Consider the following 22,265-nt stretch of genomic DNA (forward strand, 5'->3'; position numbering starts at 1 on the left):
GTGTCCCCCGTCCTCCCGGCCCGACTCCAGGCCGCCCAGCAAGGCGACTCCATCGCCGCGAGATCGCTGGTGCAGACCTTCTGGCCCGCCGCTCTCGCACAGTCGAGCACCCAGCTGGGCTGGGACACCACGTCCGGCGCACCACTGGATCCGGTGCGGCAGTTGGCTCATGCGATGACCTTCGCCGGATTCCGGGCCGTGGCACTGGACGGGTGGTCGGTGCCCAGCGGTCAGGATCTGGGCGAGTGGCTTCGCGAGAAAACCGGTGACGCACTGCTCGACGGTCTGGGCCGGTTGGATGCCGCCCAACGCGGCTTGGTGGCGCGCGTGCTCCAGGCACCTCCGGGCGCACAGCAGCCGAGTACGGACCAGCTCGACGCACTGGAACAGCTGACCTGCGCCGTGCACGCGCAGTACCGCACCGAGGGCACGCCGGAAACCGGGGTGCCGGCTGCAGATACGCCCTCGCGGACGACGGCGGACGCGCCCGAACCTGCTGCTGTATCGGCGAGTCCCGTCGGCACCACGGCCATAGCACCCGCCGGACCGGCACCGGTCGCGAATGCACCGGCTGCTGCCGACAGCCCGGAGGCAGATCGACCCGATGACATTCCGGTTTCCCCGGTGACCGGTGCGGACGCCATGGCTCCGGCCGCGCCGACGTCGCCGGCCCCGGGGACCCGGTGGGATCTGCGGGCGCTGCAACGAGGAGTAGTGGCCGCCTACAGGTCCCTCGAAGGCCTGACGGACGCCGATCCGGTTGTCGCCGCGCTCGCCGCCTCTCCGGTCGAGCTGTTCGGGCAGTTCGTCGACCAGCTGTATCCGAGTCAGCGCAGGGTCCTCGAGCTCCGCTTCCGTACGGGGCTGAACGAGGAGCAAACCGCCTACGGACTCAATGCCCGGAGCACTTCGCAAGAGCACTGGACCGCGACCACTGTCGGCACTCTGGCCGCGGGTGGGCTGCGTCGCCTGGCGCGCTCGATCGCCGCGGCACACGGTGTCCCGGGGGTCGAGCCGGCCGTCGGAACCACCGAGCTCGCGGTCCTCGATTCGGCGGCCCAGGGTTTGTCCCGCGCGGTGATAGCCCAGCGCTCCAACATTCCGGGGCCAGCGGTGGCGGCGATCGACAGGCGGACAGCGCGGCAACTCGGCGTGGCCAACCGGGCCGCCGCTGTCGCCGAAGCGACTCGCCGCGGCGAACTCGATCCCGCCGCCTTCCCCCTGCCGCAGAACCCTGCGACAGTCCGGTTGTCCGACCGGGAAACCGCGGTGCTGGCGCTCACCGCGAAAGGCCGCCCGCCCACCGCCATCGCCGCGATCCTGTCGCTGGAGACCGCAGATGTGCACACTCACCTCCGCGAAATCGGCCGCGTGCTCGGAACCTACATACCCGCCGCGATGGTCGCGACGGGTATCCGGGCGGGGATTCTGCAGGTCGACGGGCCCCAGTGGTCGAGGTGGGACCGGGCGGCCGGTAAGAGCACCGCGGATGGTGCGGACTCGGACTCCCGCGCGGGGGTCACCGCCGACGGTGCCAATGGGAGGGCGGTACCGGTCGACCCGGCCGCGCTCGGCCGGACCACCGGCGACAATTCGACACTGACCCGCGCCCGGGCCGGCGACGAGGCAGCGCGGCAGGCACTGAACACGCGGTACGGGCATGAGAACATCCAGCGAACGGTGGCCATGCTCGGGTGGGAGCCTGGGCGAGGGACCCCGCCGATCCAATTGACCCGGTTGGCGCATGCACTCCATTTCCGTGTCATGACATTCGCCGCCGACAATCGGTGGCCGGTACCGGCCGGCCGAGACATCGCGGACTGGTTGTTCGAGGTAGCCCAGAACACATTGTTCGAATGCCTCGAGCAGGTGGAAACTTCCGATCGTCGAACGATCGGAGCCGCGGTCACACGATTGCACTGCGGTGACGACGTGACCGACGAGCATATCGCGGCGATCCAGCGACTCGCGACCGTGGCGAAGCAGGAGTTTCGCGCCGCGGAGTCCTCGGATTCGGCACGAGGCGGTAGGCCATCCGGCGGGACCACTTCGTTGCCAGGCGCCGCGCGGCGGCGTTCCCGCGTGCGAGGGGATCGGTCCTATGAGGAGCCGGGAGTTGCCGCAACGGCCAACTCCTTCGACCCCGCTCTGGTGACGGCGGTGAACCCCGACGATCCCGTTGGTTCGCATACGGTCATCGGGCGTGGTGGAGCAGGTACAGATACCGGATCGAAGACTCCGGCAGACGATGGCCGGGCGTCGGTGTCCCGGGCTCTGGGCTCGCCCGCTGCACGGGTGCCCATGTCGGACGGCTCCGAGCCCGGCTACGTCGAGTTGTCCGCGGGTGAGACGCAGGTCGTCCGCCTCGTCGCCGATGTCGCCGATGCCGGCGGTGATCCGGCCCGCGTTCTCGGGGCGGGGCTGGGGCTGCCACCGGCGCGAGTGAACCGGCTGCTTCTGCGGCTGAATGCGAAGCTCGCGGACGCGACGGCGGAACAAACAGCTGCTTTGTCCGGGGAACGCCGTGCCCTGGCAGATCTCGACCTTTCCCCGGCCCAGATCGAGATGCTCGATCTGCTGGCGGACGAATTACCCGGCCGGCCCGTCGAGGGCGAAACCCCGGTGCCCTCGCATACCGTGCGTACCTTCCGAACCCACGTCGCGAATCATATCGATCCTGGATTGACCGACCGTGAGGTAGATGTCCTGGAACTGTTCAGGTTGGGGCAGTCGGCCGGTACAAACCTGCCGACCCTCGGTCTCACACGCAGTGCGATCAATGTCCATCTGGCTCGCGCCCAGCGCAAACTGCGCACATCCGGAGTGATACCGACCGTCCTGGCGGCTGTGCGTGCCGGGGTTCTGGCCGACGAGAATCGCGGGGTCGACGGGATCGAGGTCTCCGAGCCCGAGGCTCGGGCCCTCCGGCTCGTGGCGGAGGGTAGGTCGAACCGGGCCATCGCGGCTGCCCTCGGGCGGGGCGAGCGGTACCGGCAACGACTCATGGCGGAGCTGTACGAGAAATTCGACGCCGACGACGATATGAGTTTGGCGTTGGCCGCCCAGCGGAGAGGGATGCTCGACGACGCGGCAACGGCGCTCGCGCAGCCTCGGGTCGCCGCCCTCACCGGCAGGCCGGTGCGTCACACCGAACGCCCGCTCTCCGATCGCCAGCGAACCGTCCTGGCCGGGATCGTCGCGGGCCTGTCCAACACGGAAATCGCCGACCGATTGAGAATTTCGGAGAGCGCGGTAAAGCAACAGGTCAAGCGAATCTACGACATGCTCGGAATCACCGATCGCGAGCAGCTGGTGGGAGCCGACGGCGCCGCGGTGGCGGGGCCGGCGGATACTCGCAGGTTGTCGACGGCCGAACTCGCTGTCCTCCGGCTCATCGTCCAGGGGATGACGAATCCCGTCATCGCGCAGAGCTTGCACATTCCGGGATCGACCGTAACGTCCTATGTGAAACGTATCTACGACAAGCTGGGCGTGACCGATCGAGACGTCCTGGTCGGCAATATCGGAGTTTTTCTCGCCGAAGTGGTGCAGCGGGCCACTGGTCCGCTCTCCGTGCGCCAGTTCACCGTGCTCCGCCTGATCGCCCAGGGCTATACGAATGCGCAAATCGCCCGGCTGTTCCACATCGGCGAGGAGACGGTCAAGACCTACGTCCGCAGAATTCGCGAGAAACTCGATATCGCCCGGCGCGACGATCTGGTGGCCGCGTCCGTGCGTGACTCCCGGCCGAACGCGGACACCGAGACCACTGCCGCGATATCGGAGATCTCCGACCACCAGTTCCTCCACCTACGACGGGGGTTGGTGCTCGGCTATCTCGTCGGCAACCGAATGGTCGCTCCGGACTCGGCGTCGGTCCTCGACCAGGCCTCCGACGGTGAGCTGGTGGACCGAATCCTCGAGCACCACGACGATTTCGAACTGGTCGATACCGCGCTCACCCTGGCGAGCGCGGACAAGCCCACCGTTTTCCGCGCCGCGCTCCAGTTGGATTCGGTTCAACGGGAGCGTGTGAACCGCGCTGTCGCATCGGTCCGGGCAGGCCGCCGCCCGGACGCATTGAAACTCAGCGCGGTCAACAAGCTCGCCCAGGAAACGGCCGGTCTCTTGGTTCCGGTTCCGGTCGCCGCGGCTTCCGATGACAACCTCTCCCCTCCGGAACTGGATGTCCTGGATTTGCTCGCAGAGAGCAGGTCGAATGGCGAGATAGCGACAAGCCTCGACACGACCGAGGACGCCGTGAAACGGCATGTGTCGAGCATTCTGCAGAAGTTGGATGCCGCGGATAGGACCCATGCGGTCGTTCAGGCTTTGCGCCTGCGTATCCTCCGGCTGGAAGATCTGCCGGAGCCGGATCCGTCCCGCGCGCGACCGCTGAACGACCGGGAGGACCGTGTCCTGGTCCTGCTGGCTGTACACGAGACCTACGAGGACATCGCCACAGCCACAGGACTGTCGGTACCCACAGTGTCGGCAGCAGTCCGAAACATCGTTCGTACTTTCGGCGCACGCAATCAGACCGAGGCGTTGATCCGGGCCCTGCACGTCCGATATCTCCAGCTGGACGAGATTCCGATGACGGAGGCCGTCGCCACCCGCGAACTGTCCCCGACCGAGCTCACGGCCCTGGCACGGGTCGCGGCCGGCGAGTCGGTCGACGGGGTGGGCGAGATCGTCCGCGCGCTGGGTGCGGGCAGCCGGACCGAGGCGGTGGTCCGGGCATTGCGGATGTCACTGCTCGATCTCGACGGCGTTCCGTTGTCGGACCGGCCTCTCCGGTTTTCCCCTCGGGAAACGGAGATACTGACGTTGGTTGCCCTGGGGTGGCCGAACGGTGCGATTGCGGAGTCTCTCGGGGTGGCCGTCGAAACCGTGAAATCCGCTCTGGCACTGCTTTTCCGGAAGCTGCGGGTGGGCGACCGGACCGGCGCTGTTCTCGGGGCACTGCGTCGTGGTGCCCTCGATCTGAACGAGATACCGTTCGCGGCGCAGAACACAACCGGAACACCCAGGGCCAGGACCGGACCGAGGCATCCGGGTGCCGGGGCCACCGGCGGTATCCCGGGACCGGTGACCGGGTTCGACGGCGCGTGGGTGGTCGACGCTTCCGGCAATCGAAATCGTCGCGGGGCGCGAGCCACTTATGTGCCGGGGGACGCTCCGATGGGTGTGCTGGCGTTCAACGTCGATCCGAACACCGGCATCCCCTGGGGTGAGCCGGAGCCCGGGTCGCAGTCCCCGGAGGTACGTGAGTCCGGTACGCAAGGAGAGGCGCCGCGCGAGTTGCTCGCGGCGCCGGACGCGGTCCCGACGCCCCGTACCGATTACCGCCCCCTGCCATGGTCGCCGCCCGCACCGGGCCGGGAACGCCCGCAACGCGGTACTCCGTGGAGCGCCGCGGCGGTGTCGGACGGTTCGGCCGAGCACGGTGAAGGGGATGCCGCGCCGGTACCGGCCGGCGCCTCCACGCTCACACCCTGGAGCGGCGGCCGGTCCAGCTCCCGGAGCGACGAGCAGCCGCAGGTCCTACCCGAAGTGCTGCTACGCGACGTGCTGGAACGGCACGGCATCGACAGCCCGGAAGCACTTCTCAACCCGGTTCCCGGCGCCGACCGGGTCGCCGCGCGGCTGCGCGGGCAGGTGGTTGCCGAGTTGGTCGAGGAGGCGACCCACCGAGGCGTCTACGACGAGCTGCGAGCGCGATACCCGGGTCTGTTCGGGGTGATCGGCGAGCTGGGACAGAATCTGCGGCAGCTTCGTCTCGAATGCCAGGTGGCCGGGGCGGCACTGCACTCGACCCGGGCCGAGTCCGAGACGGTGGGACGGCTGATCGACGGTATTCACGCTCTCGAAGTCGCCGTGACGACCACCCACAGGTACCAGCTCGCGGCCAGGGTGAAGTTCGCGGATCTCAATCGCGAACTCGGCTCCCCGGTAACCGGACCGGAGGCGGTGCGGCAGCTGCGTGATCGGCTCGCCGGGGCGGGTGGTGCCGATCCGCGGTCGGCCGCCGGGCTGCGGAAGCTGATCGATTCGGCCGAGGACCATGCTCGGCGACAGCAACAGCTCGCCCGGCTGGATCTGCACGCAACGGGTCTCGAAGCGCTGGCCGCCGAGTGCCGCGCCGCGAGAAACGAACTGGCCGGGGAGACCGGTCATCGCACCGGGCAAGTCGACGCCGTCACGGCGGCGAGCGGCGCCCGGACCGCCGAGGTCCGCGAACTCGAACAGCGACTGCTCGTGGGTCTGGCCGAAGTGTCCAGGATCGCCATGGGGACAGGCGCCGAGCTGACCGAGGCGCCCGCCGGCGCGACCGACGGTATCCGGGTGGTGCGCCATGTCGCGCGGCCCCGGGCCGTCACCACGATCGCCGACGCGGAGGGTATGGCCGGATACCAGCGGCCGCACGCACTGGAGGGACTCGACGATCAGTGCGGGCGTGCCGCGTTGGCCGCCAACGCGGCACGGACCGGGCGTGATGCCGGGGAGATCGAGCCCGCGGTGCCGGGTGAGGGGACGCTGTCCAGCTATATCGAAGCGCGTACGCAGCGACCGGGCCGGCCGGTCAAGGCGCATCAGGTGCGCACTATGCGGGCGGCCTTCGACGAACTGCACTCATGGGCCGGCGCGGCGGAGCGCCGGCAACCCGGCGCCGGCCACGGCAAGTCGATTTTCGTGCTGACCGCGGGCACCGAGGGCCTCGGGCATATGGTCGAGCTGGTGTCGGTCGTGGACAACGGCACGATCCGCATCGACTGCTGGGACGCGGGGCACGACAGTATCCAGCAGAACTTCAGACCTGCCGACGAAGCCGCCGAGCAGAAGATGGTCGCGGTGTGGGTGGACGAGCACGGATTCTCGGTCGACCCGCCGCCGGAGCTGCTACCGCGGCCGGTGGAACGCGACGAGGACATCGCCGTCGCCACCTCCGACACCGGGGACGCCGCGGCGCGTGCGCGGCAGATAGCGCTGGCGTTGGCGCGCGCGGGAATCGACCATATCGAACAGATGGTGCACCACGACGGCGAGACAGCGGCCGACGCGCGTGCCCGTGGCCGGAGTAACGCCCAGCTCTGGGACTGGGCCGACGATCGGTTACGCGCGGTACTGGAGGAAGAGTATCCCGCGATCCTCGGTGAAGCCGCGGGTATTCCGCGCGCCAAACGCAGCGAGTTGAACGAGCTCGAGTTCCTGCGTGAGTTCGATGACCTGCGGTCCCGCGAAGGCTCTCTCGACGAGGCCGATTACCAGCGGCTGCGGGAACTCGAGACGGTCGGGGCCCTGCGCGACGCGGGCAGGGCGCGGGCGAAGCAGATGGGCGTACCTTTCTATCTGCTGTCGTTCCCGCGCGGCACGGGGCTCGGCGGGGGCACCGGCAGCCTCCTGGTCGCCTACGGCGACGACACCGTGGCCGAGAGCGAGATCTGGCACCCGATCGTCCGCAGTGGTGTTCCGGAGGAATGGACCGAGCTGGTGCAGGCCGGCGCCGACTTCGCCGAGCTCGAGCATCGGCCCGGCCGTCCGGTGACCACGCTCGTGCTGCACTCCTACGGCGACGGTGAATCGCGCAACGCCCGTGAGGCACGTGCCGGGAACGACCTGGCGGCGTGGGTGGCCGCCGAAGCCGGGGCACGGGACGTGTGGGCGCCCAACGGCGAGTCGCCGCGGGTCGAACTGGTGTGTCGCAGCAATACCAACCGGGGCACGCAGATCTGGCGGGAGGTGGCGGACCGCCTGCGGGGCGACGGCCTGGACCTCGCGCAGGTCACCCGGGGCGAAACCGACGACGATATCGTCGGGCGCGCCCAGCGCTGGGTCGCGGACCTGCCGGGTACACCCGAACTGCTCACCCGTTCGGTCGCGCCCACTCGGCATTTTGTCCTCGGTGCGGACCCGCGGACCGCGGACAAGGTGGTGGTCTTGGTCGGAGCCGAAGCCACGGCGGCGTCCCTGCGGGCGGGTCTGCGCCGAGCGGTGGATCTCTACGTGGCAGAAGTCGGTGACCAGGGAACGGTCGCCGTCGTGCTGTGGCAGGGCAACGCGGCGCGGTCACTGGTCACCGAGCTCGCCGAACTGGCGGCGCAACGGGAGAACGCCACAGACCCGGGACGCAGGATCCGGCTGGTTGCCGATCCGCCGGCGCAAAGCCTCATCCAGTCCATTGCCACCGATACGCAGCTGAAACCACACCGGAAGGCTTTCACGAACCTCCCCCGCACGAACCCGGCGCCGCAGGGTCGGCTGTTCACGCCCGCGGCACGCTTCGCGAGCTGGGCGGTGGCGAAGATATCGGATTCGTTGCCGACCGGACAGCCCCGCGACCGGAAGGCTCGCGACCCGGCGACGGCGGCGGTCCCGGCAGCTGTCGAGCCCCGGCTGGGGGAGCTGGATACGGCGCGCCGGTTGGCGCGTGCGAGGCGAGCGGACGTGCACGATCTGCTGGCGGAGATAGCCGCTGACGAGGGCATGCCGGTGGCGGACCTGACGGCGCGCAGAGGTGATCTGGTCGACGAGCGAGCGTACGCCCAGCAGCGCCTGATCGAGAAGATCCTGGAGCACGAGGGATTTCTGCCGCCCGACGAGACCGACTTGCTGCGCGTTCATGCCGAGGATGTGCTGGCGCGGGATGACGCACCCACCGATTTGCGGGATGAAGCGGAAAGGTTCATCTGGTTCTACGATGCGATCGAACTGATCGACGCCGTCCCTTATCTGGACGATCGGATCGATCGGATCGATCGGCTGGAGGCCGCCGTCTTCCGCGCCCACGCGCTCGGCGCGCACGATGAATCGGCAGCCGGAGATCTGGCGCGGCTGGGGTCACACCTGTCGAAGCTCGAGCAGGCGGCCATCGCGATACACCGGAACGAGACGGAGCGGATCCGGGAGCACGACGGCCGGGTCTCGATCGCCGCGGTGCTGGCCGACCCGCTTCGGCGACCGCTGGAGCATGCATTCCGCAATGAGCTGGCGGCGGCGCTGAGCGTCGTTGCCACCATCCGGGCTCTCGACGGCGCCGCGGCTCCGCCGCTGATCGGCGATGAGCTCACTGCCCTGGGCGATAGGGACGCCGCTCGGCGCCGTGAGCTGCACACGGCCCGGGACAGTGCCGCCGAATCACCGGCCCTGCTGATCCAGGACCGGACGGCGCAACGGGAGCAGCGTCGCCGGGCCGCGGAAGAACTGGCGGCGCAGACCGGTACGGCCCTCGCCCACCTCACCCCGGCTCGGGTGCGCCGGATCGCCGAGATGCTCGAGCGCCAACGAGCCCAGGATGCGCGCGCCCGAGCGGCCGCGAGGTGCCGGACGCTGGATGCCGAGATCGAGTCATCGGAAGATCTGCTGGCGGTGACCACGCGGATGCAGGATATCGATCGCCTCCGCGCGGCACTGTTCCAGGCACAGGTACACCTGCCCGTTCTGGAGGGCCGGCTCGTCGCCGCGCAGGACGAGCACCGGCAACTTCTCGATGACTACGAGTACGGGTTCGGCGCCGGTCTCGTCGACACCGAACAGGTGCGTGAGCGGCTGCGCCGGGCAGAGCGATGGCGGGGAGGCCGATACGAACACGAAGGGTATCTGAAAGTCCGGGCCGCGTTGCATGAACTGCTCGCTCTCGCCGGGCAACGGGAACTGCGGCAATGGCAGATCGGACGCCTGCAGGACCTCGGGTACCGGCTCGACGCACTCGCGGGGGAGCGGACCCGCGTGCTGGACGAACGCGCGGCGGTGGAAGAGCGAATCGAGGCGCAGACCGAGCTGGACTTCGGCTGGCTGAGGGACGAGACCGGGCGCGGTGCTCGGTTACGCAGATACCAGGCGGGCCGGCGGGCAGCGCTGGCCGCGACGATCGGCTCGGATACGTTGGCCGAGCACGAGCTGACGGCAGCGGATCTGACTGCCGAACAGATCTCGATGATCACGCTGTCGCGCGCCGACCTGTTCGCCGATGCGGCGTTCCACGACCGGATCGCCGAGCTCCGGCGGCTGGAGCAACTGATCGCGGAGGTCGACGAAGCCGATCTACTCGAAGCCCGGCTGGACCGGATCGACGAGGCTCTGGCGAAGGGGCTCGCCGCCGATGTCGACGCTGTATTCGCGGCGACCGTTGCACCCGATCGAGCCGAGGCCGCCACCGAACCCGCGATCGGCACCGTCGAACACCTGTGGCAGCCGGCGCAGCGAAACTGTTTCGTCGAGTCGGGGCTGGGCGTGTACGAGGCCGCGGGCGGTACCGCGCCGGAGAGGCTACGTGGGCATATCCCCGGGCCTGCCGGAGTCCTCGCCGGGGAGTCGTTCGAGCTGCTCGGCGCCGACCCTCGCGAAGGCGGTTACCGCGACCTCGGCGAGGTCGCCGAGCATGTGGAACGGACCGGTGACGCAGTACTGGTGGTGCTGGCGTTCCGGGGATTCACCGACTCCTCGCGCGCCGGATCGCATGCGGTACAAGTGTTCTGGGACGGCGAGTTCGAGATCCGTGCGGACGGTGGCCGGGTCCCGGTGCCCAGAGCCGGTGAAGTAGTGGTGATCGGCAACGGTGAGCGCGTCGCGTTCACGGAGTGGGCCGCCGAGCAGACGGGGATACGCAGCGTATCGGGTTGGGAGATCATGCAGGGCGGCACACCACGCCGCCCACTCGTCGACGGGAAGTCCCGGGCCATAGCCGGATTGGACTACGACAATGTCGGCATCGCGGGCCGACCGACATCGTTCGCGAGCAATGCCGAGTTGCCGAACCCGGTCGATCGGCTGGGAATCGCGCCACCTGTGATCGGCCGTGATCGGCTGAATTCCGCCTTCCGCGCGGCCGGCCTGCGCAATGAGATCTGTGCCCGCCGCATGGTTCGGGTGCTGCGCGCACTCGGTCTCGCACCCGACCTCGACCTGGACGAGAGCAACCCTGCGTGGGATGCCGTGGACAACTGGCGAATCGTCGAAGACAAGATCGCCGCCGACCTCGTCGATATCGCGTCGCTACCCACCACAGACCACCCCCGCCACCCGGACGATCCCGAAGATCCCCTCGTCGCCCGGGTCGCCGCCACCCTGCGTGCCGGCGGTAGGGATGGCGACTCCGCCGTAATCGTGGCCGACGGCCACGGCCTGCTCCTCACCATGATCGCCGGTGCCCTGTACGTCCATGACACCGCTATCGACACACCCATGCCGGGCAGCACCCCACGAATCCGCCTCTATCACAAGAAGTACTGGACGCCCGAGAACAACCACACACACCTCGTGGACGACACGGGCCGGATTGCCGAGGGGAAGGCCTTCGTCGCCTACTTGACCGAGGCCGACGGCAGTCTCGTCGCTCTGAACGCCCGAGACCCCGACCACGAGAACGCGGCGCACCCATCGGAAAGGATCGAAGGCCTCCGCCGACTATGGACGAGTCGATGGCCGGGGCGCGCCGAGGATATGCGCGATCTCACGCTACTGGCCGACGAACTCGGCACGAACAGGTGGCTCGTGGGCAAACTCGATGCCGCCTTGGAGGTGAATCTCCGGTGGTCGGAGGAGTTTCGTGCCCACGTCGACTCACTGCCCGAAGCGGGCCGCGGCGAGGACCTGGGGCAGGTCGAGCGGTGGATTGCGGAACTGACGGAGATCGAACGCCGGATCCGCCGGTTGGTGGCCGGATCTGCCCGGCACACAATCGACGGCGAAGTGGTGGGTTGGGACGACGGCCTTCGGCTGAGCGCGGTGCTGGGAAAGGACGCCGGGGAGCGTATCCGATGCCTACGCGCATGGAGTGACTATTCGCTGGCGAACTTCACCCCGCGGAAGGTGGATTGGCTCGAGGGTTACTGCACCCTCGGGCAGCACCCGAACCGGGCGTTGGCCTATGCGACGGAATGGATGCTCGAAGCGAACCTCGGTGATATCGCCGCCCCTTTCGGCACGATCACCAGGGCCCGGGCGACAAGGACCGACCTGCCGCCGGTGCTCGACCTCTGGCACGACCTCGACCAGTATCCGGAGCCGGATCCGGACCGTGCCCTGTATCCGGCGACGGACACCGTATTCGCGTGGTCCTGGTTCTACAACCGTGTGTTCTGGACGTCGGGACCCACCGTGCAGCTGCGCACCGCGAAACTGCCGGACGGTGTGGTGGTGAGTGGCCGGTGGATCCACAAGGAGCAGTATGTTCTGGTTGTCGATGAGAAGGCGGGCCGCGAACAGATACGCACCGAACTGGACGAGCGTATGCGCTGGCTCATCGGTGAGGGGTATGTGCCCCGGTTGCCGCCGCCGAGCAACACAGTGGGCGGAAACCTGATCACCGCCGGCGCGGAGAACCTCGGTCATCTCGTAGGGGCCGGAGCATCGGCTGCCCTCGATCTCGGTGTCCTGCTCTGGCCGATGATCGGTTTGGTGGCAGGTAGTGTGGTGCGTCGCGGCGGTGGGATGGTCACCGACTACGCGGCGGCCAACAAGAAAGCACGGCGCGCCGTGTTCGCCGAACTCTACGATGCCGCGACAGCGGGGGGAATGGCGCCGCCCGGTTCGAAGATCATCGGCGACCAGCACCGGACTGCGAGAATGCTGCGGCCGGTTGCGGAAGCCCTCGGCCGCACGCCGTTGGAGTACGAGCCACCCGAGGATTTGGTGCCGCTCTCGGAACAGGAGCGGGCCGAACTCGGGCAACGGGCCGAGCGCCTGATGCGAATGTTCCGGCGGGCAGTGGAAGAGGGCACGTGGACGCTGCTGGTGCCGAAGTCGATGGCGGAAAGTCGCTGGGTGAACTTTCATATGCGGCAGCTGCAGCACACCTCCTTGCCGGAGGAGGACGGCAGGTTCTGCTTCCCGCTGGTCGGCAATGAGTTCGTGAAGAAGGTGACGGCGTACTACACACTCGAGGTCGGCGACGAGGTGCCGAAGAGTTATGTGAAATTCCGCAATACCGGCCGACTCGACGAGTTCGACCTCACCATCGTCTTCTCACCGAATCTCTACTACGCCACCGACGAGCAACTGACGCAACTGTTCTTCGACCAGTTGGCCAGGTCGCTCGCAACGGTGGGTAGCGCCTACGCCGATATGCCCGGGTGGAAGGCCCGCGCCAAGCAACCGGCGATCATCAATGGTGTCCTCTATGCTCCGGCCACTCTGGCGCTGGCGAGTCTGCTCGGCGTCGAATCGCTGGTGGCGCCCATGATCCTGGGGCGGGCGGGCGCGGAATTCGGCGCGATTCCCGGTGCCGTGCGGGCAGAATCGGCGACTGCACATCATCGGAAGAACGCCTTCTATGACATGCAGGGGCGGCTACAGTACCTCACCTCGACCGGCCTGGGTGCGGCCCTGGCCGGCAAGTCTCTCGAGCTGAACCGTGTTCAGCGTGAGCAGCAGCAGCAGATTCTGGATCTTCTGGGTTTATCGGCCGATTCGGAATCCGCGGATATGCTCGCCCCCGGTGAGGATGTCCTCACCGCTGTGGGTCGTGTTGTCCAGGAGTGGGCCGGACAGCAGGCCGAGATCGACGACGTCGAGGTCGAGATTCTCGGTGAGACAACCAGAACCGAGGTTTCCGGTGTTCCGGTGAACGAGGTGGCGGGCGGTGCCGACGATGTGCGGTTGGTAACCCTTCGCACAACCTTGCGGGACGGACGCCGCTTGGTCCTGTATGCCGCGATTTCTGTCAATCCCGACAAGAATTACGCAATGCCGCTGGTGTCCTTCGCGGGCGCCGGTTATCGTCGCGGCCTGTCAACGATCCGGCGTGTGCGCTGGGAGCAGCACCGAGAACGCCTCATCGACATCCGGCTGCCCGCACAGTGGCGAGGACGACTGCCGGGTGATGAACTGGCGACACTGCGTCGCACCCTGGACGATCTGCTCGCTCGTGCGCGGATGATGCACGGCCTGCCGATAGGGCAGCTGATCGAACGGGGGTTGGTGCGGGCCCTCGGCCAGGATCTTGTACCCGGGCTACTCGCCTTTTTCGGTGGCGATCCCGCGGTCGCCCTCCGAGAGCTCACCAACGGGGGGATCACCGTGAGCAACGACGGTCTCAACGTGATCATCAATTCGGTGGAGGAGCAGCGCAGCCTGAACAATCGCGTGATGGCCTACCCCCCGGGGCCCACCGCACGAACATTCGCGGATGACTGGGAACGCTCGCTCCTGCAAACCCACGACAGCATCCGCACGGCCGCGGCTCGGCTGCGACAGTATGCCGACTCACATCCAGACGATGCGCGGCTCCGGCAGCTCGCCGACAAGTGGGTTGCCCGCGCTGCGACGGTCGCCCGTCGGCCATGGGAACAGGTCGAGGACGCTCTGGCTCTGCTGGAACGGGCGGTGGCCGACGACGAGTACGCCGAAGGCACGATCCGGCTCGGCACCACCGGTGTCGTCCAGGTGATTATCGCGCGCCACGGAAAACTGCCGCCCCGCCGAGAGATCCTGGAGATCCTGCCGGGGATTCCGGGTGCCGGAACCTTCATGAGACCGAATCCGGACCAGTACGCCGATGTGGGAACCTGCATCGTGTACGACCCCGCCGATCCCCACACATTGCGTGGGCTGCTCACCGGTTGGTTCGCGGAATGGCACGGTTCTCCACTCGGCGAGGTATCGGTGCGTTCACAGGGACCCGAGGTGGGAGTGGCGGAGGGCAGTGCCCTGGCGAACAGGTGGCCCGCCGGCCGTACCGATAGCGGATCCGGTGTGGGAGATTGGTCGTATCTTGCCGCCGGGGGAATCAACGGCCTGGGACAGGCCTGGGTGGACCGCCAGTTCGCCGACCGGGAAACGCAGGCCGATCGGTTGTTCCAGGCGCTGATGCACCGCGATATCGTGACGCCCACCAAGCCGGTCGAGCAGATCATGGATTGGTTCAGAAGGGCGAAGGAGACACAATTCCGGGAGCTGGTCGCCGACACGGTCGCCGGCGCCGAGTTGGCCGGTGTTGCGGTACCCACAGGAATGACAGCCGTACTCGATGGTTTCCGGCGAGCTCCGCAGGACGACACCGAGTCGCAGGGTGAACATCGCAGGCCACGGGGAATCGCTGACCCGGGTACGGGCGACCCGTCCCTTCAGCCGCGACCGGAGTTGTTTCCGGGGCGTGATCCATGGCAGGAACACGTGTTGGGGTTCGCCGGGCACGGCGTGGATGTACTGGCCCGGCAGTTGGGCATTTCGGCCGAGGACGTGTCCACGATGCTCGGTGCGGCAATGGCGCGCACGAAGTTGCTCACCGAGCGGGAGGTGGAATCCGAGGAACAGGGGTTGGCACCGCATGTGGGTGAATCCCTTGTCGACTGGTCGACCACCACGATCTGGCTGGCGCCGCAGCGGACCGACTGTATGGCGGCAGCCTGGCTGCGGCAGGTGCTGCGGCTGCGGCGCGGTTCTCCGGTGGAGGAGATGGCGCGGACCGGAGAGACGGCCTCGGCGGTGGCGGTGCGGCGGGAACAGGAAATAACCGAGGAGCTTCGGCCGTGGCTGCGCGCGGTGGTGGAACTGTTCGGTGACGAAGGGTCTCGGACCATCCGGGCCGGTTCCGAGGAGCCGTCCGGTCCTGATCGGGCGGAGCAGATCCTGGAGCGGTTCCGGGGACTGGAGAAGTATGCGGCCCGGTTCGAGCTGGATATGGCGGCGGGCCACCCGCCGGTGGAGCTGGACCTGCGGACGAGCGAAATTCCCCTACTGCCGGAGAACCGGAGAGAGACGGAAACCGCCTCGGCCCGGCAGGACGGAGGCAACCACGATCCGGTGCTGCGCGATGCCGCCCATCGCAACGAGATCTGTGCGCGTCGCCTCGTCCGCGTCCTGCAGGCGCTCGGCAACGCCTCCGAGCTCGACGTGGAGGAGGACAATCCCGCCTGGCACGCCACCGACAACTGGCGAATGCTGGAGGACAAGATCGTCGCCGACCTGGTCGACCTGACTTCGCTACCGGTCACGGACCACCCCCCACATCCTGATGATCCGGACGACCCCCTGGCCCAGGTCGCCGCTACCCTGCGCGCAAGCGGCAAGGACGGTGACACCGCGGTGGTCGTGGTGGACGATGGCGACACCTCCCACGGATACCTCCTCACCGTGATCGCCGGAACGCTGTACGTGCACGACACGGCGATCGATACGCCCACTCCGGGCAGCGTGCCGCGTATCCGGCTCTACCACCGAGACCATTGGCAGCCCACCTACGGTCGCGAACAGCTCGCGCGCGGCAAGGCGTTCGTCGCCTACTTCGACGACAAAGGCGGCGAACTGGGCGCACGGGACGCGCGTGATCCGGCCCACGAGGACGCGGCACATCCCGGCCGGACGATCACCCGGTCGGGTACCACCGAGCCGGAGTCCGCCGGCGTCTCGGCCGAGCAGGCCACGCGGGCCCGGCAGTTGTATGCCGAGTACAGCAAACCGGTCCTGGCCCAGGTGGTACCGAGGTCGGGAGGGGACCGGGAACTGGTCCGGGCGGTACTGCGGGATACGTTCCTGCGCTTGGCCGGTGAGGCCGGTGAGCAGGACGGCGGTGCCGTGAATCTGTCCGGCCGGGCGGTGGAAATCGCGCTGGAAACGCTCGAATACGAGCAGTTCCAGCGTGGTTTCGACGAGTTCCGGCAGCGGATGTGGGCGGCTGCGAAGACCGACCGGATCCGCACGGCGCTGGCGGCGGCCACCACGGCCCGGATGTGGCAGGCGATCACCGAGCTGCCTGTTGCCTGGCGGCAGGCCACCCTGCTGCGATACCTGAACGGCATGGACCTCCCGACCGTCGTCGAAGTGATGGAACGCGATGGCCGTCTGGTCGAGGCCATGCTGCGCGACGGCCTGCTGCAGATATCGGCGAGACTCGCCGAACAGACGGACGAGGCGGCCGGCTCGCCGGTGCAGCAGCGGCAACCGAAGGCGCGCCCGCCCACCCTGGCCGATATCGCCCGTGTGGCAGGGGTCGCCATCTCCACGGTCCACTTCGCGGTCAACGGGCGCGATATCCCGAACATATCGAAGGAAACCAGTGAGCGTGTCCGGCGGACAGCCGTGGAGATGGGTTATCCGGTCGGCAAGAAAGTCGACCGGGCGGCCGGAGTCGGCCGGGCGTATACGCTCGTGGACCGGGCCGAAGCGACCGGGGTGAATCTGAGCACGCTGAGTCGTGCACGCTCGGGCCTGCCGATCAGCGAGAAGACCCGGCAGCGGCTGGCAGAGGCTCCGGAAGACGGCGTGGTCGCCAAACCACGGGTCACTCTGGCCGACGTAGCGCAGCGTGCCGGTACCAGTGTGACCACCGCCAGCCGGGTGCTGCGCAACGAACCCCAACCGGCGGGCGTGACGCAACGGGTGATGGCAGCGATTGCCGAACTCGGCTATGCGGCAAGTGTCTACACGCGCCGTGCGGCGGAGCCCGCACCGCCGGCCCGGTGGAGTCCGCCGCGCCGCGGCGGTGGTCGCCGGCCCGGCGCGGGTTTCGACGGTGTCGACGCATTCGAGGAGTCCCGCGATCCGCGGGAAGATCTGGGGCTGCCGATCCGCAGGCGTCGCGTATCGGGGCCGAGGTATGGACCGGAAGTCTTCTTCGCCCGCGATCCGAGAATCCCCCGCGGCCTCGGTGCGCGCGCGGACGAGCAGGTGCCGAGGGACGACGGAGCGAGAACGAACCGTGCCGCCGACTCGCGGCCCGGACGCGAGTCGGTGTCGTCGGCCTCCCCGGAGCAATGGCGGGCACGTTACGAGGTGGACGTGACGCAGCGGGTCGCGGCGGTGCGTAACCAGAGAGTCGTCGCCGAGCTCGTCGGTGAGGTCTTCCGGCGCGCGGGTACCCGCGCCGCCCAGCGGCCCCGTGCCCAGGACATGCGGCAATGGCTGTTGTTCCTGGTCGACGAAGTGCTCACGGTGCCGGTCGAGTTCGTGCGTTTCCGCAATGCTGTCGAGAGAGCGGCCCAGGGTGAGGTGCGCAGGGCGCTGGAGCAGGCGAGCTATCCCGAGTTCCGAAGGGCGGTCGCCGAGCTGCGCAAAGGCCGCCGGCGAATGCTCATGGCGCGATACGGGGCCAATGGTTCGGTTGAGGCCGCAGCCGCCGCTGTCGGTGTGGGTGCGGACGTGGTCGTTCGGGTCCTTCCGGAAATACTGGGTGAGCTGGCCCGTGCACTGAGCGGTGATCTGCCCGCCGAGTCACTCGACGACGCGGAGGGTTTCCCCACCCAGGGCGCGGCGCTGGCGGAGTTGCTCGCGGGGGGAGGGGTGACTCTTGCGATGGCCGCCGGCCGGCTCGCGCCCGCGATCGAGGTATTGCGAACGGCCCGCGACCAGCATCTGGATCTCTTGCGCCGGCTTGTCGAAGAGCTACCCGAGAAGGCCCGCGACACTTTCGTTCCGTGGTTTCTGGGATACTCGGTCCCCGAGATCGCCGAGGGCGAAAAGCGCAGCCGGGACACGATAGAACAGCGGTTGAATGCTCTTGTCCCCGACCTGGCAGCACAGCTGTCCACCGCGATGGCGAATCTGCGAGCCACCGCTCCCGCACCACCTACTCTCGCGGATATTGCACGAGAAGTGGGAGGCTCGAAAACAGGCGTCTCCCTGGTGCTACGCGGAGCGAGGTCGCAGGACACCGAGTACGCACGGAAAGTTGTTGCCGCCGCCGCTCGTCTCGGGTACAGCCCACCTGGTGCGCGTGGCAGCTCGGCCGAGTCGAGGCCGCGCGGCACTTCGCGACGGCCGGGACAGGGCAACAACCGTGACCTCGCGTGGGCGGCCTGGCGTGCCGATGAGCAGCTCTGGGAACGGTGCGTCACCAAAGCTCTGGACAAGCAACAGCAGCGGTGCCTGCGGCTGATCGTCCGCGACGGTCTGTCGATCCGGGATACCGCACAGGTCATGGCCCGGGGGGAACAGGCGATCTCGCGTCTGTACACGGATGCGGTGGATCGGTTGGCGCCTGAGATCCTCGACGCATTCACCGATCGATTCCCGAACCTGACCGAGATCAGAATTCCGTCACGAACCGACGTTGCCCGGGCTGCCGGTGTGGATGCGAAGACCGTCTTCAACGTGTTGCAGGGCAGAAGAGCGACCGACACGGCTGTGGCCGCAGCAGTGCTGTCCGCTGTCGCCCGGCTCGGATACCGGGCGCCTCACTACCGTGGTGCCACGGGTGCCGAGAGTCTGTTGCGATCGGCGGTGAACGGCGACCCCGCGGCATTGGGTCTGCTGCGCGCCCGCTTCGAGTCCACTGTTCACGCTCGACTGCTGGTTGCGGGCGTGAAGGAGAAGGCGGTACCCGAGGTCGTCGAGGAAGTCTTCGGCTATGCGGCACAACAACTCGCCGCTGTGCGGCCGAATCAGGACCTCGAGGAATGGTTCCGGTCGGTCTCCGATAGAGTGCTGGAGCTTCGCCGCCTTCGCGCCCGAGTCGGCAGGGCATCGGCTGCCGACACCGCTTGGGTGTCCACCCCGGAGTACCGGACGGTAACGACTGTCGACCTGGCAGCAATGGAGCGGGCGCTACAACACAGGCTTCCAGAACGACAACGCCTGTGGCTGCTCATGCGTTTCGGCCAGAGGAATGTCGCTTCGCGCACCACGATTGCCGCGAAGGCCGGATTTCTCGCGGATGCGGGCGAGGAGGCGGTCACACGTTTCGAGCGCCGCGCGCTACGCGCCTTTCTCGGCGCGGCTGCCCAGGAAGAGGCCGAGAGCACAAGTGCGGCCGTCTTCCCCGAATCCAGCCGGAAGCTCTACGATCGGCGCTGGCATCATCTCCGGGCCGCTGCCCTGGCAGGCGTTGCGGGTGCGCTAGGGGAACAACTGCGCTTCGCGGAGCTCCGGCAACACCTGCACCATCTGTTCGTGCTCGGGGATGTCGAGCCCGGGGGCGGGGTGTTGAGCCGGGCACTGGCTGCTGCCGGTCGATCGGCATGGCACCGGGCCATGGAACATTTATCGGCCGATCAGTACGCGGCGATATCGGGAATGGCGGAATCGGCCACGGCGGAGGCGGTCACCGCTCGAGATCGAGCGACGCTGCGCCGGCTGGCGTTGACGCTGGCCGCCGAACGGCACAACCCGGCGGTGGCGATGCTGGACGCCGGTCGATACGACCGGCTCCGGCAATGCGTGGACGAATTACCGCCCGCGCTGCAGGAGGTCGGGTCGCACTGGTTCTTATACGGCAGAACGCTCAACGAGATATCGGTGGCGACCGGAAAGAGCCGCAAGCGGGTCCGACAACTCTGCGGTGCCATGGTACGGCAGATGGTCGATCGACTCTCGGGTATCGAATTCATGACTCACACCGAGTCTTCCGAGATCATCGTGCAGGCGCTGAACGAAGACTCCGATGCGCTGCGCTCCTACCGGCGGTCTTTCACGCCGCAGCAGTGGAAATGTCTCGAGCTGGCATACCTGCGCGAAACTCCGGCAACGGACGGTGAAATCGCGGGTGCGCTGAATATTTCGGTCAAAGCAGCGGACAATCTGCGGCGGCGTGCGGTTGTTCGTGCCGCCGAATTGCTGACCGTCGGACGCGCCGATACGGAGATGTCCGCCGAGTCGGCGAAACTCCCCGCCACCGGTGGGCCGGAACTCGACTTGGTCCGCAACACTTCATCGGACACTCTTCGGCTCGCCATCCGGAAATTCACACCTCGCCATCGTGAGTTCATCCGGCTGCGGTTCCTTGTCGATCGGCCGCTGTCCATCCCGGACATCGCGAAGCAGATGGGGGTGTCGGAGGCCGCCGCGGGAGCTCTGCAGGACCGGTTGGTTCCGAAGATCGCGACAGCGCTGACAACCGGCGAAGTCTCCACTGCCGGGGGACGGGCGCTGGCACTGGTGATGTCGGAGTGGCTGGATGCTCGACCCGCGTTCCGGCGTGCCTTACGGAAACTGCCGGCCGACGAGCGCGCGACCATCGAATTGCGGATCGTCCAGGAGAAGACCCGTGACCAGATGGTGGCCGCTCTCGCGGGAACCGGGCGCACCCCTCAGGGCCTCGCCCAGCTCTACAAGCAGGCGGTGCGTCATCTCGCCGAAGAGATCACCGGGTTCCGACGGCGCCTTCCAGGCGACGCGATGGAGCGGATCGAGGCGGCCGAACGTCACGACCGACCAGCGCTCGAGCGATTCGTCCGCGAACTGAGTGCCGAGGCGGTCAGCGAGGACGAGCGGCGATACCTCGAATTGCGTTACCTCGACCGCGCCGCACCGGACGATATCGCCGTCGCGATGGGCAAGACCACGAACTCGGTCAACCAGCTGCGGCGGCGTGCGGTGGTGAAGCTCGCGGATCTGCTCGTCGCCGATCTGCTTCCCGGCCCGGCCGCCGGCAAATACACGGTTCTCGATACCGTCCGCCCGGTAACGGCTGCCGACGTCGCGGCTCTCGCCGGCGTGAGTGTCACCACCGTGCACCGCGTGTACCGCGGCGTGGTCGCTTCACCCGAGGTCAGCTCGGCGATAGATCGGCTCGGCTTCCGGGGTCGGGCCCCCGGAACGCGACCGTGGTCGTTGCCGGACCCCGCCGCGCCGCATACGACAGCTACTCGGACCGCGCCGTCGGTCGTGGCGTCCGATGGGGGCGGCGAGTACGCCGCGCCCGCCGATTCGACCGGTGCGCGCGATGCGGGGCATCTCGCCAACACTCCTACGGCCGGTTCCGACCTCGGCGCGCCGCCGGCGAAACCCGAACCCGTCGCCGGCTCCACGCCGGCGAGCCGTGCGCGCCCGCCGGCCGCACCGGCGGAGGTTCGCGCCGTGCTCGGTCCCCTCGCCCGCAGATTCCGGTTCAGCAGACGTGGGCGCGTGCGTTTTCTCGGTGGCGGCATGGAACGCGCCGAAGCCGAGGCGTTCGAGGCGCAGTTCACCGCCCTGCGGCCACAGTTCGAGGCCGTCGGTGCGCAGGACTGGTACACGCACACGCTGGACCGAGTCCATCGCAACACCGAGACCGCGCCGCTGGCGCGTTATGCCAACAGGTACGGCCTGGAACCCGAGCGTGACGATGAAGGGGAGGCCCTGCATCCGGACGAGGGCATAAACGGACGCGTCGCTGCCGATGGCACGTTGTCGTTCGAGATATACGGCTCGGATCGCACACCACCCGGTCGGACGATGTTCGAAGACCTCTGGAGCGCGGTCGGCGGTGCGGTGACCCGTATAGGCGCCACCTGGCGGGCCGGGACCGGCCTGACCGACAACCTCGACACGTTCAACCGCGGTATCACCGGCGGGCTTTCGATCAGCGAAGCCGCCTTGGCCACCTGGACCGGGAAGATGGCCGCGCGCCG

The 22,265-nt window shown here is 68.0% G+C and carries 1 protein-coding gene (running past one end of the window); it reads left to right on the plus strand.

Going from position 1 to position 22,265, the window contains the following annotated elements:
• Positions 1-22,265, plus strand: the 5' portion of a protein-coding gene (locus ON38_RS10305) for a LuxR C-terminal-related transcriptional regulator (RefSeq protein WP_218000760.1). The gene runs 6,673 nt beyond the window's last position; only the first 22,265 of its 28,938 coding nucleotides appear in the window; its start codon is at positions 1-3; the stop codon falls past the right edge of the window.

The organism is Nocardia testacea NBRC 100365 (assembly GCF_000308775.1).
In the GTDB taxonomy this organism is placed as follows: domain Bacteria; phylum Actinomycetota; class Actinomycetes; order Mycobacteriales; family Mycobacteriaceae; genus Nocardia; species Nocardia testacea.